This window comes from Streptomyces sp. rh34 (assembly GCF_002551245.1).
GTDB lineage: Bacteria > Actinomycetota > Actinomycetes > Streptomycetales > Streptomycetaceae > Streptomyces.
The window spans coordinates 20051-34782 of record NZ_NTGZ01000046.1; the positions used below are offsets into that span (position 1 = coordinate 20051).

Sequence of the window (14732 nt, forward strand, 5' to 3'; positions counted from 1 at the left end):
TCCGCCGGACCCGCCCCGACCCCGAGCACCAGGAGGTGAAGCGCAACCCGCCCCCACGTCCTTGTCCGCGCACCTCGACACGAGCCGGTGTCGTGGGCCCCGCCGAGTGCCGCACCGTCCGGCACGGCGAGCAACCGAGCAAGCGCCTCTCCAGTCACGTTCAGTCGCATCCCCAACGGAACGAGAAAAGGGAGTACCCCCATGTTCAAGCGAACCGGAGTCCTGACCGCGATCGGTGCCGCCGCGGCATCCGTCGTCCTGGCCGCCCCGTCGGCCGTCGCCGCGCCGACCAGCTGGACGATCAGCCCGACCGGCGCCTTCAACGGCAGTGCCGGAGTGACCGTCCTGACCGACAACAACGGCAACAAGATCCAGTGTGCGACCTCTGCCGCCTCGGGCTCCGCGCCGACCTCCCCGGTCGCCGGGAGCCCGGCCAAGCTCGCGTCGATCTCCGGGATCTCGTTCAACTCGCCGTGCACCGGGCCGTTCAGCTCCCAGTGGACGGTGACCACCACGCCGCCGTGGGAGATCTGGGGCCTGGACTACGCGGCGGGCGCCGGCACCAACTCCACGGGCCAGGTGACCGGTGAGATCCGAGCGATCAAGGCGAAGGTGTCCGGGAACAGCGTCCTCGGTCCGTGCACCTTCGACGTGACCGGCAAGGTCGCGGCCAAGTACAACAACCCGAGCACGGGCGGAAGCAACGGCACGCTGAACACCGCGGGCGGCGGGCTCACCCTGTCCATCACCAACAAGACCGGCGGCGGCTGCGGCATCGTCGGCACCAGCGCCAGCTTCCAGGGGCTGTACACCATCGTGAACCAGGCGACGGGCAAGTCCCCGGTCATCAGCGGGTGATCCACCGCCGATGACGTCCCGTACCTGAACGTCGTGCCCGGCCGTGCGCACCCGACGGCCGGGCACGACGGCGAGCGGGGGCTCCGGGGCGTCGGCCGGAGCCACACGTGACGCTCCACCGCGCCGGCCGGACACACCCCGTTCTCGCGCACTCGCCGACAAGGGCGCGGCCGCGCATTGTCACCGGCTGCCAAAGTCCGGGCACCGGTGATCCGATCGGAAACCCGGCCCTTCCCAGGCGTCGTCGGCGTGCGTACCGTACCCGTCGGTAGGGCGGCTCACCGTCCCGTCGGCGGACGGCGGAGCCCGGTCGCCGTACAACCAAGGCCGTCCGACGTCCGCTCGAAGTCCGCTCGACGTCCGCCCGCAGGGGCCGTTGCCGAGAAGTGGACCCGCTTTCCGCAGCCATCCCTGGGCCCACGCGCGCCGGAAGGACACATCCGTATGACCGTCGATGCACGCGCCGCGGCGAGACGACCGATCCACTGGGCCGTGGGCGGGGCGCTCGTCGTCGCCACCGCGCTCGTACCCAGTGCCGAGTCGGCCGCCGCGGAACAGACCTCGGAGGTCGCCCTCCACTACGCCTGCCCGTTCCCCTCCGGGCCCGAGGAACTGGACGTCGTCGTCTCGGCGGTGCTGCCCACCTCGGTCCGCACCGGCGAGGAGATCCGCCCGTCCCAGGTATCCGTCGAGGTGAACCTGGAGCCCACAGCGCTCGCCCGGTTCGGGGAGCTGGACGCCGCCACCCTGTCGGCCGTCGCGCGGCTCACCGTCCGCAACACCGTCGGCGACCGGTCCGCCGACGCCTCCTGGCAGGACCTGACCGCTCCGCCCGTCGCCCTGCCGGGGCCCGACGGGGGCGGCCTGGCCCTGACCGCGACCGGTGACGTGCCGACGGTCTCCTTCGGCAGCCCCGGGCGCGCGACGCTGGCCCCCGCCGAGCTCGCCCTCTCGCTGTCCTCGCTCACCGAGGCGGGCGAGCCGACCACGCCGCCCGGGCTCGACGTCACCTGCGAACCGGCCCCGGGCCAGGAACCCGAACTCGCTGCGATCACGGTCCGCGGCGACAGCGACCCCACGGCTCCCGCTCCTCAGCCGGGGGAGAGCGATCCCGCACCGGACCCGACCCCCACCCGCCCGGCCGAGGACCTGCCGCCCAGCGCCCGGGCGAAGATCGACGCCCTCACCGACGAACGGCTCGAAGCCCTCGACGGCGAGGACCCGGGCAGCTGCCCGATCGAGATCCCGCCCGAGTGGGTGATGACCACCGCCGAGACGTACGCGGCGGGCTACGCCAACGCCGCCAAGCTGGACGGCGCGGCGGCGCTGGGGCCGGCGTTCATGAAGGTGGTGCTGAACAAGCGCTACATCAACGACTCCTGCGCCTCGACCGTCGACGTCAGCTCGGAGGTGAACTTCGACTACCAGGGACGGCGGCAACTCCCTCCGACGAAGGCCACGTTCCTCAGCTACGGATTCATGCCGACGACCGCGACCATGACGCTGGAGCAGGTGGGGCCGCCGGCCGCGATCCACACGCACACGGTCACCAACACGCCGACCTATCCGGAGGAGACGACCGTCACGGCCCAACTGGTCATGCGGCTCTCCGACGTCGAGGTGAACGGAGTACCCCTGGATGTGGGCCCCGACTGCCGCACGGAGCGCTCCTTCGAACAGGTGTTGAGGGGGTACGGGCAGAGCTATCCGCCGGCCGGCTACCTCGTGGCGTACGGCGGCAGCCTGACCGGGTACGCCCACATTCCGCCGTTCGAGGGCTGCGGTGTGGGGGAGGACCTCGACCCGATCTTCACCGCGGCCATCTCCAGCCCGGGCAAGAAGGCCGACAACTACACCAAGATGACGCAGGCGCCCCTGTGCGTGGCCACGAACCCGGAAGGACCGGACTGCCCGCCGAAGGTGCCCGACCCCGAGCGCTGACCCGAACGCCCCCCGAGCCCTTCCGGTTCCACGACCGGAAGGGCTCTTTCCTGCCCACCTGCCGTCGTGTGATTCCTCATCATTCGACAGGTTTGGAACGCGGACTACTCACCCGTGAACAATCCTCTGCCCCGCGTGAATTCTCGCCGAGGAAAATCTGTACCCAGTATTGCGAAGTCAGGTTACCGGCCCGTAGCGTCCCAGAGGTGCCGATCGGAATCGCCTGCTTACCTGCTCGGCGGGCACACCCGGGCCCGGTTCGCTCCGCTCCGGTCCAGGGGCGCCCCGGATCGGAAGCCCACTGCTTGCGCAGATTTCGACAAGGACGGGAACCGGCCTTGTCACCGAATGACAAGTGATCCATTCTCAGCCCCGCGTTCGTCGATCTCCGCTGTTCAACGGCTTGCCCTGGCGGTTTCGGCGGACATAACGTGCGCCCCCTGGTGCATGTGTGACGAGCCGCCATCGCTTTTCTCAGAGCCGGAGCGCCAATCGATGAACACGTTCACCGCCACTTCGAGGGAGGGCCGATGGGAATCGAAGTAGTCGTGGAGGGCCTGACGAAGTCCTTCGGCAAGCAGAACATCTGGCAGGACGTCAGCCTCACCCTGCCCGCCGGTGAAGTGAGCGTCATGCTCGGTCCTTCCGGAACCGGAAAGACCGTTTTCCTGAAATCCATCATCGGGCTGCTCAAGCCCGAACAGGGACGCGTCCTCATCAACGGCGTCGACATGGTGAACAGCTCCGAGCGCGCCATCATGGAGACCCGCAAGCTCTTCGGCCTCATGTTCCAGGACGGGGCTCTTTTCGGCTCGATGTCGCTCTTCGACAACATCGCCTTCCCGCTGCGCGAGCACACCCGCAAGAAGGAATCCGAGATCCGCCGCATCGTCATGGAGCGCATCGACATCGTCGGGCTCCTGGGCGCCGAGGGAAAGCTGCCGGGCGAGATATCCGGCGGCATGCGCAAGCGCGCCGGCCTCGCCCGAGCGCTGGTCCTGGACCCGCAGATCATCCTCTGCGACGAGCCGGACTCCGGCCTCGACCCGGTCCGCACCGCCTATCTGTCGCAGCTCCTCATCGATCTCAACGCGCAGATCGACGCGACGATGCTCATCGTCACCCACAACCTCGACATCGCGGCGACCGTCCCCGACAACATGGGCATGCTGTTCTGCCGCAACCTCGTCACCTTCGGCCCGCGCGAGGTACTGCTCACCAGCGACACCCCGGTCGTCTCCCAGTTCCTCGCCGGACGCCGCGAAGGACCCATCGGCATGTCCGAGGAGAAGGACGCCGCCACCCTCGCCGCCGAGCAGCAGGCCGACACCGCCCCCCTGCGCACCGGGCCCCGCACCGTCGTCCCCCAACTGGAGCCCTCACCCGGGATGCCCGTGCGCCAGGGCGCGCTGCGCCGCCGGGAGCGGGTCATGTCGATGATGGGCCAGCTGCCGGAGGCCGCCCGTACGGCGATCCTCAACAGTTACGCCCCGGCCGCGGGAGGTGCGCGCGCGTGACCGCCCCGATGCCGGTGCGGCCGCCCGAGCCGCCCGAGAAACCCCCGCCCGCCACCGGCCCCGGGGCGACCGCCTCGTCCGCGCCCGAACAGCGCCGCCCCTCCCGGCTGCTCGCCCCGCTCCGCGAGACCGGGAAGCTGTTCGCACTCGCCGTCGCGGTGGCCCGGGCGATCTTCCGCAGACCGTTCCAGGTGCGCGAGTTCATCGAGCAGTTCTGGTTCGTCGCGAGCGTCACGATCCTGCCCGCCGCCCTCGTCTCCATCCCGTTCGGCGCGGTCATCGCCCTCCAGGTCGGCTCCCTCACCCAGCAGCTCGGCGCCCAGTCCTTCACCGGCGGCGCCAGCGTCCTCGCGGTCATCCAGCAGGCGAGCCCGATCATCGTGGCGCTGCTGATCTCCGGAGCCGCCGGATCCGCGATCTGCGCCGACCTCGGCTCCCGCAAGATCCGCGAGGAACTGGACGCGATGGAGGTCATGGGCGTCTCGCCCATCCAGCGCCTCGTCGTCCCCCGGGTGCTCGCCACCATGCTCGTCGCCGTCCTGCTCAACGGCCTGATCTCGGTGGTCGGCACGCTCGGCGGCTACTTCTTCAACGTGATCATGCAGGACGGCACCCCGGGCGCGTACCTCGCGAGCTTCTCCGCCCTCGCCCAGCTGCCCGACCTCTACATCAGCGAGTTCAAGGCCCTGATCTTCGGCTTCATCGCGGGCATCGTCGCCGCCTACCGGGGCCTCAACCCGCGCGGCGGCCCCAAGGGCGTCGGCGACGCGGTCAACCAGTCCGTCGTCATCACCTTCATGCTGCTGTTCTTCGTGAACATGGTCCTCACGGCGATCTACCTCCAGATCGTCCCCGCGAAGGGGAGCTGACCGATGGCGATGCTCAGCTGGCTCGACCGATCGGGCGACCAACTCACCTTCTACGTCAAGGCACTCGTCTGGATCCCGCGCACCCTGCGCCGCTATCTGCGAGAGGTGCAGCGGCTGCTGGCCGAGGTCGCCTTCGGCAGCGGCGGACTCGGCGTCATCGGCGGCACCATCGGTGTGATGGTCGCCATGACCCTGTTCACCGGCACCGTCGTCGGACTCCAGGGGTACGCGGCCCTCAACCAGATCGGCACCTCGGCGTTCACCGGGTTCATCTCCGCCTACTTCAACACCCGGGAGATCGCCCCCCTGGTCGCCGGCCTCGCCCTCTCCGCCACCGTCGGCGCGGGCTTCACCGCCCAGCTCGGCGCGATGCGGATCAACGAGGAGGTCGACGCCCTGGAGGCGATGGGCGTCCGCTCCATGCCCTACCTCGTCACCACCCGGATCATCGCCGGAGTCGTCGCGATCATCCCGCTCTACGCGATCGGGCTGCTCTCCTCGTACGTCGCCTCCCGCTACATCACCATCTTCTTCAACGGGCAGTCGGCGGGCACCTACGACCACTACTTCAATCTCTTCCTCTCCCCCCAGGACGTGCTGCTGTCGGTCCTCAAGGTGCTGATCTTCAGCGTGCTGGTGATCCTCGCCCACTGCTACTACGGCTTCCACGCCACCGGCGGACCGGCCGGCGTGGGCGTGGCGGTCGGCCGGTCGGTGCGCAACGCCATCGTCCTCATCAGCGTCACCGACTTCTTCCTCTCGCTCGCCATCTGGGGCGCCACGACGACGGTGAAGGTGGCCGGCTGATGCGCGCATCCAGCACACGCACGGTCCGCCGGCGGCTGGCCGGAGTCACCTTCCTGGTGGTGCCCGCCGTCCTGGTGTGGGTCTCGGTCTCCGTGTACGAGAAGGACTTCACCGACGACGCCACCGTCACCGTCCGCACCGGAGCGGTCGGCAACGAGATGCACAACCACGCCGACGTGAAACTGCGCGGCGTCGTCATCGGGCAGGTCCGCTCCATCGCCACCGACGGCGACGGCGCCCGCCTCACCCTGGCCATCGACCGGGACAAGCTCGACCAGGTCCCCGCCGACGTCACCGCCCAGATGCTGCCCACCACCCTCTTCGGCGCGCGGTTCGTCGCACTCGTACCACCCCGCATCCCCACGGGCACCACCCTGCGCGCCGGGGCGGTCATCCCGCAGGACCGCTCCAGCAACGCCATCGAGCTGGAACAGGTCCTGGACAACGTCCTGCCGCTGCTGACCGCCGTGAAGCCCGAGAAGCTCTCCGCCACCCTCAACGCCGTCTCCCAGGCGCTGGAGGGACGAGGGGAACGCCTCGGCGAGACGCTGACCACGCTGGATGGCCACCTGAAGAAGTTCAACCCCCAACTCCCCACCCTCAACGCCGACATCAAGGAACTCGTCAAGGTGAGCACGCTCTACGCGGACGCCGCGCCGGACGTCCTCGACGCGCTGACCGACGCCACGGTCACCAGCTCCACCCTCGCCGACCAGGAGGCGCGGCTCGCCGGGCTCTACGGCACCACCACGGCCGCCGCGCAGGACGTCACCTCCTTCCTCCGGGAGAACAAGAACAACCTCATCCGGCTCTCCGCCGCCGGCCGGCCCTCCCTCGAACTCCTCGCCGAATACGCCGAGTCGTTCCCCTGCACGCTGCGCACCATGGCCGGGTTCGTGCCCGCCATGGACAAGGCGCTGGGCAAGGGAACCGACGAACCGGGGCTGCATGTGTCGATCAAGTCCGTTCCCTCCAAGGGGAAATACGTTCCCGGCAAAGACACCCCGGTCTACAGCGCGAGCGGCGGGCCCGCCTGCTACTCGGTGCCGTACGTCGGCAAGCACGCCCCGACCGCCGACACCCGCCGGGCCGCCGACGTCACCGCGCCCCCGGCGGACGCGGGCGACGACGCCGACACCGGGCTCGGACTGCCCAACTCGCCGCAGGAGTCCCGGCTCGTCAACGAACTGGTCGCCCCCTCGCTGAAGGCCCGGCCGGGAGACCTGGCCGACTGGAGCAGTGTGCTGATCGGCCCGGCCTTCCGAGGTGCGGAGGTGAAGCTCAAGTGAAACGCCGCTCGCTCGCGGGACCGGTCACCAAGTCCCTCGTCTTCATCGTCGTCACCGTGCTGGCCACCACCGTCCTCGGGCTCTCCATCGCCAACACGGGCGTCGGGGACACCACCACGTACAAGGCGAGATTCACCGACGCCACCGGCCTCATCCCCGGCGACAGCGTCCGGATCGCCGGAGTGAAGGTCGGCCAGGTCGAATCCGTGAAGGTCGCCGACCGGCGGGTCGCCGAGGTCGCCTTCGCCGTACGCAAGGGGCGCAGCCTTCCCGCCTCGGTGACGGCGTCCATCAAGTACCTCAACATGGTCGGCCAGCGGTACGTCGACCTCGACCGGGGCCCCGGACCCGTCGGCCGGGCCTTCGCGCCCGGGGACACCATCCCGCTCGCCCGCACGACCCCGGCCCTCGACCTCACCCAGCTCTTCAACGGCTTCCGGCCCCTCTTCGAAGGGCTGTCCCCGCCCGACGTCAACCAGCTCGCCGGCTCCATCGTCCAGGTCCTCCAGGGCGAGGGCGGCACCGTCGACAGCATCCTGCGGCACGTCGGCTCGCTCACCACCACCGTCGCCGCGAAGGACAAGGTGATCGGTGAGGTGATCAAGAACCTCAACACGGTCCTCAAGACGGTCAACGACCGGGAGGCGGGCTTCGACGACCTCGTCGTCACCCTCCAGAAGCTCGTCACCGGATTCTCGGGCGACCGCAAACCCCTCGGTGAGGCCGTCACCGCGATGGGCGCGCTCACCACCGTCACCGCCGACCTCTTCCAGGACGGCAGGAAGCCGCTCAAGGACGACATCCGCCATCTCGGACGACTCAGCGGACAGTTGGAGAAGGGCACTCCGCAGATCGAGAACTTCCTGCAGAAGACACCGGCCAAGATGGCGGCCATCAGCCGGCTGACGTCCTACGGATCGTGGCTCAACCTCTACCTCTGCGAAGCGAAGGTCAGCGGCGTCACCCACGACGACGGCAGCAAGCCGCCGGGCGGCATCGCGATCACCCAACCGAGGTGCCTGGCATGAGAATCACTCCCATCCGGGAACGCAACCCGGTCGCCGTCGCCCTCGTCGGGCTCCTCGTCCTGACCCTGCTCGGGCTCGCCGCCTGGCGCGCCGACTCCCTGCCCTTCGTCCAGGGCGGCACCTCCTACAGCGCCGACTTCACCGAATCCGCCGGACTCGCCGACGGCGACGAGGTGCGCATCGCCGGAGTGAAGGTCGGCGAGGTCACCGCCGTCTCCCTCGACGGTGCGAAGGTCCGGGTCGACTTCCGGGTGAAGAACGCCTGGATCGGCGACTCCTCCACCGTGGGCATCGCCGTCAAGACCCTGCTCGGCGACAAGTACCTCGCCGTCGACCCCCTCGGCGACGCCCCGCAGGACCCCGGCTCCCGCATCACCGCGAGCCGCACCACCTCCCCGTACGACGTCACCCAGGCGTTCAACGGGCTCGGGGAGACCATCGGGGAGATCGACACCGAGCAGCTCGCCAAGAGCTTCGAGACGATCTCCGCCACCTTCAAGGACTCCCCGCCCCACGTCCGCAGCGCCGCCGACGGGCTCTCCGCCCTCTCCCGTACGGTCTCCGAACGCGACGCCCAGCTCGCCACCCTGCTCCGCAGCAGCAAGAAGCTCACCAAGACCCTCGCCGGGAAGAAGAGCAGCTTCGAAACGCTCCTGGAGGACGGGAACCTGCTGCTCGGCGAGATCCGGGCCCGCCGCGACTCCATCCACCTGCTGCTCACCGGCACCCGCGACCTCGGCACCCAGCTCACCGGACTCGTCCGGGACAACGACAAACAGCTCGGGCCGACCCTGGAGTCCCTCGGCCGGGTCACCGCCGTCCTGGTCAAGAACCGCAAGAGCCTCGACAAGGTCCTCGCCATGACCGGCTCCTACAGCCGGCTCGTCGGCAACACCCTCGGCAACGGGCGCTGGTTCGACAACTACGTCTGCGGCGTCGTGCCCAAGAACTACCTCCCCGCCGGCACACCCCCGGCGACCGGATGCATGCCACCCCGGCAGCAAGGGGGCCGCTGACATGAGACGCACCCGCATCATCGGCATCACCGCCGGCCTCGCCCTCGTCGCCGTCGCGGCCGCCACCGGCGTGAGCGCCCTGGAGGAGGACGGGAAGACCACCGTCACCGCCTACTTCGAACGCGCCACCGGCGTCTACGCCGGATCCGACCTGCGAATCCTCGGCGTCAAGGTCGGCACCGTCGCATCCGTCGAGCCCCGCGGCGAGGAGGTGAAAGTCGTGCTGCGCCTCGACCGGGGCATCGACGTCCCCCAGGACGCCCACGCCGTCGTCGTCGCCCCCAGCCTCGTCGCCGACCGCTACGTCCAGCTCGCCCCGGCCTACGACGGCGGCCCCCGGCTCGCCGACGACGCGGTCCTGCCCGCCGCCCGCAACGCCACCCCCGTCGAGGTCGACGAGCTGTACGCCTCCATCACCGAACTCTCCACCGCGCTCGGCCCGAACGGGGCCAACGCCGACGGGGCGCTCGCCCGGCTCCTGGACACCGGGGCGAAGAACCTCGACGGCAACGGCAAGGCCATCGGGGACTCCATCGAGCAGTTCGGCAAGGCCACCAAGACGCTCGACAAGAGCAGCGGCGACCTGTTCGACACCCTCGCCCACCTCCAGACCTTCACCACCATGCTCAAGGAGAACGACGGCAACGTCCGCAGCGCCGAGCAGCAGCTCAACACGGTCACCTCCTTCCTCGCCGACGACAAGAAGAACCTCAGCGCGGCCCTCAAGGAACTCGGCACCGCCCTCGGCCAGGTCAAGACGTTCATCGCCAAGAACCGCGGAGCGCTCAAGAAGAACGTCGAGGCGCTGGTGCCCGTCACCCAGGCGCTCGTCGACCAGCGCGCCTCGCTCGCCGAGGCGATGGATACCCTCCCGCTCGCCGCGGGCAACGTCCTGGGCGCCTACGACCCCGCCAACCGCACCCTCAACGGGCGCACCAACCTCAACGAACTGTCCATGGGCGGACCGCTCGTCGACCCCGGGGCCGCCTCCGCCGCCGGCCGGCTCACCGGGCTCGCCCCCGTCGACGCGACCCGCCGCGAGGCCCTGCCCGTCCTGCCGCTCCCGGAGGTCGGCACGGTCTACGGCACCCCCGGGAAGAAGCCCGTCGAGCAGTCCGGGAAGCAGACCGCCAAGCAGCGCGGCAAGCAGAAGGGGGCGCGAGGATGAACGACGACGACCGGCGCAGACCCGTCGCACGGGCGGCACTCGGAGCCGTGGCCCTGCTCGCCACCGGCGCGCTGATCGCCGTGGTCGTGGTCCGCCCCGACGGCCCCTCCTTCACCGGCATCGAACAGATACCCCTGCCCGGCGGCGCGGACCTCGGCGACCGGCCGTACGAGGTCACCGCCGAGTTCGGCGACGTCCTCAGCCTCGCGCCGCAGTCCTCGGTCAAGGTCAACGACGTGGCCGTGGGACGCGTCACGAAGATCGCGCTGGCCCCGGACGGCTGGCGGGCCCGGGTCACCATGCGGGTCAACGGGGAGATCGAACTCCCCGCGAACTCCTACGCCCGCCTCGAACAGTCCAGCCTGCTCGGCGAGAAGTTCATCCAGCTCGCCCCGCCCCCCGAGGGCACCGCACGCGGGTCGCTCGCCGCCGGCGGCCGCATCCCGCACTCCCGCACCAACCGGAACCCGGAGGTCGAAGAGGTCTTCGGCGCCCTGTCCCTGCTCCTCAACGGGGGTGGCGTCCAGCAGCTCAAGACCATCACCACCGAGCTCAACAAGGCGCTCGCCGGGCAGGAGCCGCAGATCCGCTCCATGCTCAACCGGGTCGACACCCTCGTGACCAACCTGGACGAGAACAAGGGCGACATCACCAAGGCCCTGGACGGCGTCAACCGCCTCGCCGCCACCCTCGCCACGCGCAAGCAGGACGTCGGCACGGTCCTCACCGGGCTCAGCCCCGGACTCAAGGTCCTGGAGAAACAGCGCGGCTCGCTGCTGACCATGCTGCGCTCCCTCGACACCCTCTCCACCGTGGCGGTCGACACGATCAACCGGAGCAAAGCCGACATGATCGCCGACCTCAAGGCGCTCGCCCCCACCCTCAAGGCGCTCGCCGACTCCGGCCAGGACCTCCCCGACTCCCTCCAGGTGCTGTTGACCTACCCGTTCACGGACGAGGTGCTGCGCGGCGTCAAGGGCGACTACCTCAACGTCTACCTGGACGTGACGGCCCTGCCCGGTACGCAGATCATCCCCGCGCTGACCCCGGATCCTCCCGGGATCCCGCTGCCCCCGGCCGAGGACGAGGGCGCGGCCGTCCGGGGCGCACTGCCCCTGCCGCTGCCCGCCGTGCCGGGAACGCCGAAGCCCGACGCCTCCGGAACGTCGAAGACGGCCGCGCCCGAGGCGTCGAGGCCGGAGAAGGAGGCGACACCGTGATCACCCTCTCCATCCGGCTGAAGAACCTCGCCTTCCTCGTCATCGCCGTTCTGGTCCTCGGCTACCTGGGCGTGCGGTACGCCGATCTCGGCCACTACGTCGGACTGCGCAGCTACTACACCGTCACGGTCCAGCTTCCGCAGACGGGCGGTCTGTACACCCACTCCAACGTCACCTACCGGGGCGTCTCCGTGGGCCGCGTCGGCCCCATCGAGCTGACCGGGGACGGCGTCGAGGCCGAACTGCGGATCGAGAACGACGCGCCGCCGATCCCGGACAGCCTCACCGCCGTCGTCGCGAACCTCTCGGCGGTCGGCGAGCAGTACGTCGATCTGCGGCCCACCCGCGAGGACGGCCCCTTCCTGGGCAACGGCTCGGTGATCGACGAGGCCGACACCACCATCCCCGCACCCCCCACCGACGTCCTCACCAGCGTCGACGACCTGGCGAGCTCCGTGGACCTGGAAAGCCTGCGGACCGTCGTCGAGGAGTTCGGGGCCGCCTTCGAGGGGCGCGGCGACGACCTCCAGGTCCTGCTGGACACCAGCGGTGACTTCATCGAGGCCGCGGACAAGGCCCTGCCGGTCACCACCCGGCTGATGGCCGACGGCGAGCGCGTCCTGCGCACCCAGGCCGAACAGGGGCAGGCACTCAAGGGCTTCGCCTCGGGGGCCAAGGAACTGGCCGCCGAACTCAAGGGCTCCGACGCCGACCTGCGCCGCCTCATCGCGACCACCCCGGACGCCGCCGTCCAGATCAGCGGACTGCTGCGCGACCTGGACCCCGCCTTCGGTGTCGTCGTCGCCAACCTCCTCACCACTTCGGAAGTCGCCGTCACCCGTCAACGAGGCCTGGAGGAACTCCTCGTGAAGCTGCCCGCCGTCGCCGCCGCCGGAGCGAGCGCGGTCGACGACGACGGCGCCCGGTTCGGGATGTCCGTCACCTTCTTCGAACCGCTGCCCTGCACCGCGGGCTACGGCGGCACGGTCTACCGCAACGGCCTCAACACCTCGGACGGACCCGCCGTGAACACCGCCGCCCGCTGCACGTCCTCGCCCGGCACCGGCATCAACGTCCGGGGCAGCGCCAACGCCCCCAAGGGCGGCCCGGTGCCGGAACCAGCCGTTCCGGGCAAGATGAAGCTGCCCGGAACGACGGACTCCGGTTCCGCGCCCGCACAGCCGCCGGCCGAGGGCATGGCCGGGCTGCTGGGTCTGGAAGGCGGCTCATGACCTCCCGCACCCGCCGCCGGGCCGGCTGGGCCGTCCTGCTCGTCGCCGCCCTGCTCTGCGGCCTGGGCGCCTGGTCGTACGGGCAGGCGCGCGGCGACCGCTCCCTGTCCTACGCGAAGGCCCGCGACGCGGCCCTGGCCGACGGCGAGCGGCACCTCGCGACGCTGAACAGCCTGGACGGCGAGAACGCGAAGCGGGTCGACGACGGTCTACGGGCCTGGCTGGACTCCTCCACGGGGCCGCTGCGCGACCAGCTGAAGCGGACCCGGAAAGCCGACGCGAAGTCCCTGACGACCGCGGGTGACACGGCCCGGGGCAAGGTCACGTCGGCGGCGCTGACCGCACTGGACGAGCGCACGGGCACCGCGGAGCTGATCGCCACCGTGGACGTCGAGGTCACCCCGCGCTCCGGCGCGGCCGGCACCCAGCGCAAGCGGTTCGGGGCGACCCTCGCCCGTACGGCCGACGGCTGGAAGGTCAAGGCGCTCACAGCGATCGGAACGGGAGGCGGCCGATGAGAACGCGGGGAGGAACGACCACGGTGGACGACACGGCCACGGACGTGACGAACGTATCGGACCCGACGGACGCCACGGCGGAGACGGCCGCGATGGAGCCGACGGACGTGACGGATGCGACGGACGTGTCCCGCCGCCGGTGGCCACGCGTCCTCGGCACACTGCTGACGGTCGCCCTGATCGCCACGGGCGGCGCCCTGTACGCCGAGGGACGCCACCTGCGGGACACCCCGGCCACGGCGAACCTCGCGCTCACCGACGCGGAGGCGACCGCCCGGGTCACCGGTGACGTCAGCAGCGCGCTCGGGAAGATCTTCTCGTACGGTCCCGGGGCCACCGCCGTGACCAGGGCGGCGGCGAAGGAGGTCCTGGCGGGCAAGGCGCTCCAGCAGTACGCGGCGCTGTTCGGCCAGGTCGAGCGGCAGTCCGCCGACCAGAAGCTGACGCTCACCACCGAGGTCGTCCGGGCCGGGGTGACCCGGCTGACCGGCAGCAGCGCCCACCTCCTGGTCTTCCTCGACCAGGTCTACGAGCGCAGGGGCCGCGCCCCCACCACCGCCTCCGCGCAGCTCACGGTGACCGCGGAACTGCGCGACGGGCGCTGGTGGATCGTCAAGATCGGCTCCACGTGACGGCGGGCCGGAAGCGATGGCGCACCGGTCCGGTTCGGCAGGCAGGGGAGAGGCAGCACATGGCACGGCAGCGGACGGCACGGCAGGACACGGCACGGCAGGACACGGCACCGGAGAGCACGGTGCCGGCAGGGGCGGTACGGACGGCGACGCGGAACCCGCTGGTGATCGTCGCGCTGGCCCTGGCGGTATGCGCGGCCGGAGCGGCGGGCTGGGGCGGCTGGCTGCGCTACGAGGCGACGCACGACGACGCGGCGTCCTTCGCGCGGACGCGGGACGACGCGCTGGCGGCGGGAGAACAGGCGGTGCAGAACATGAACACCCTCGACCACCGGTCGCTGGAGAAGGGGCTCGACAGCTGGGAGCAGTCCACCACCGGCGACCTGCGCCGCCAACTCGTGGACGGCCGGGACGCGTTCGCCGGGCAGATCGCCGAGGCCAAGACGGTGAGCACGGCCGAGGTGCTCTCGGGCGCGGTGACCGAGCTGGACCAACGGGCCGGCCGGGCAGGGGTGATGGTGGCGCTACGGGTCACCGTGACCGCACCGAAGGGTGAACCGGCGGTGAAGGAGAGCCGGTTGCTCGGGAGCCTCACCCGCACCGCCGATGGGTGGAAGCTCAGCGGGCTGGGCCAGGC

At 70.5% G+C, this 14732-nt stretch carries 14 protein-coding genes; all 14 read left to right on the top strand.

The window, feature by feature from the left end:
• Positions 1–201: 201 nt before the first annotated feature.
• Positions 202–858 (top strand): hypothetical protein, encoded by a 657-nt coding sequence (locus tag CR470_RS11940; RefSeq protein ID WP_097867564.1) that lies wholly within the window; start codon positions 202–204, stop codon positions 856–858.
• Between the two features lie 444 nt (positions 859–1302).
• The gene (locus CR470_RS11945; RefSeq protein ID WP_097867565.1) at positions 1303–2799 is read left to right on the top strand and encodes a DUF6801 domain-containing protein; all 1497 of its coding nucleotides are present in this window, start codon (positions 1303–1305) and stop codon (positions 2797–2799) included.
• A gap of 530 nt (positions 2800–3329) precedes the next feature.
• On the top strand, positions 3330–4316 hold the full coding sequence (locus CR470_RS11950) for an ABC transporter ATP-binding protein (RefSeq protein ID WP_097867566.1): 987 nt from the start codon (positions 3330–3332) through the stop codon (positions 4314–4316).
• Positions 4313–5185, top strand: coding sequence for an MlaE family ABC transporter permease (locus CR470_RS11955; RefSeq protein WP_097867567.1), 873 nt, complete (start codon positions 4313–4315; stop codon positions 5183–5185). The genes CR470_RS11950 and CR470_RS11955 overlap by 4 nt, the downstream gene beginning before the upstream one ends.
• 3 nt (positions 5186–5188) lie before the next feature.
• Positions 5189–5992, top strand: a complete 804-nt coding sequence (locus CR470_RS11960) for an MlaE family ABC transporter permease (protein ID WP_097867568.1) — start codon at positions 5189–5191, stop codon at positions 5990–5992.
• Positions 5992–7281 (top strand): MCE family protein, encoded by a 1290-nt coding sequence (locus tag CR470_RS11965; protein WP_097867569.1) that lies wholly within the window; start codon positions 5992–5994, stop codon positions 7279–7281. Before CR470_RS11960 ends, CR470_RS11965 begins: the two co-directional genes overlap by 1 nt.
• Complete coding sequence (locus CR470_RS11970; protein ID WP_097867570.1) at positions 7278–8309, top strand: MCE family protein; 1032 nt, start codon at positions 7278–7280, stop codon at positions 8307–8309. Before CR470_RS11965 ends, CR470_RS11970 begins: the two co-directional genes overlap by 4 nt.
• Positions 8306–9325, top strand: a complete 1020-nt coding sequence (locus tag CR470_RS11975; protein WP_097867571.1) for an MCE family protein — start codon at positions 8306–8308, stop codon at positions 9323–9325. The genes CR470_RS11970 and CR470_RS11975 overlap by 4 nt, the downstream gene beginning before the upstream one ends.
• A gap of 1 nt (position 9326) precedes the next feature.
• Positions 9327–10493 (top strand): MCE family protein, encoded by a 1167-nt coding sequence (locus CR470_RS11980; protein ID WP_097867572.1) that lies wholly within the window; start codon positions 9327–9329, stop codon positions 10491–10493.
• Positions 10490–11713, top strand: a complete 1224-nt coding sequence (locus CR470_RS11985) for an MCE family protein (RefSeq protein ID WP_097867573.1) — start codon at positions 10490–10492, stop codon at positions 11711–11713. The genes CR470_RS11980 and CR470_RS11985 overlap by 4 nt, the downstream gene beginning before the upstream one ends.
• Complete coding sequence (locus CR470_RS11990; protein WP_097867574.1) at positions 11710–12945, top strand: MCE family protein; 1236 nt, start codon at positions 11710–11712, stop codon at positions 12943–12945. The genes CR470_RS11985 and CR470_RS11990 overlap by 4 nt, the downstream gene beginning before the upstream one ends.
• The gene (locus CR470_RS11995) at positions 12942–13463 is read left to right on the top strand and encodes a hypothetical protein (RefSeq protein WP_097867575.1); all 522 of its coding nucleotides are present in this window, start codon (positions 12942–12944) and stop codon (positions 13461–13463) included. The genes CR470_RS11990 and CR470_RS11995 overlap by 4 nt, the downstream gene beginning before the upstream one ends.
• Positions 13460–14095 (top strand): hypothetical protein, encoded by a 636-nt coding sequence (locus CR470_RS12000; RefSeq protein WP_097867576.1) that lies wholly within the window; start codon positions 13460–13462, stop codon positions 14093–14095. Before CR470_RS11995 ends, CR470_RS12000 begins: the two co-directional genes overlap by 4 nt.
• 164 nt (positions 14096–14259) lie before the next feature.
• The coding region (locus CR470_RS12005; protein ID WP_097867578.1) for a hypothetical protein at positions 14260–14732 on the top strand (473 nt) is incomplete at its 3' end.

Excerpts from the sequence above, each read along its gene's own strand:
- CR470_RS11940 (WP_097867564.1), top strand. The coding sequence starts at position 202 with ATGTTCAAGCGAACCGGAGTCCTGACCGCGATCGGTGCCGCCGCGGCA.
- CR470_RS11945 (WP_097867565.1), top strand. The coding sequence starts at position 1,303 with ATGACCGTCGATGCACGCGCCGCGGCGAGACGACCGATCCACTGGGCC.
- CR470_RS11950 (WP_097867566.1), top strand. The coding sequence starts at position 3,330 with ATGGGAATCGAAGTAGTCGTGGAGGGCCTGACGAAGTCCTTCGGCAAG.
- CR470_RS11960 (WP_097867568.1), top strand. The coding sequence starts at position 5,189 with ATGGCGATGCTCAGCTGGCTCGACCGATCGGGCGACCAACTCACCTTC.
- CR470_RS11965 (WP_097867569.1), top strand. The coding sequence starts at position 5,992 with ATGCGCGCATCCAGCACACGCACGGTCCGCCGGCGGCTGGCCGGAGTC.
- CR470_RS11975 (WP_097867571.1), top strand. The coding sequence starts at position 8,306 with ATGAGAATCACTCCCATCCGGGAACGCAACCCGGTCGCCGTCGCCCTC.
- CR470_RS11980 (WP_097867572.1), top strand. The coding sequence starts at position 9,327 with ATGAGACGCACCCGCATCATCGGCATCACCGCCGGCCTCGCCCTCGTC.
- CR470_RS11985 (WP_097867573.1), top strand. The coding sequence starts at position 10,490 with ATGAACGACGACGACCGGCGCAGACCCGTCGCACGGGCGGCACTCGGA.
- CR470_RS11995 (WP_097867575.1), top strand. The coding sequence starts at position 12,942 with ATGACCTCCCGCACCCGCCGCCGGGCCGGCTGGGCCGTCCTGCTCGTC.
- CR470_RS12000 (WP_097867576.1), top strand. The coding sequence starts at position 13,460 with ATGAGAACGCGGGGAGGAACGACCACGGTGGACGACACGGCCACGGAC.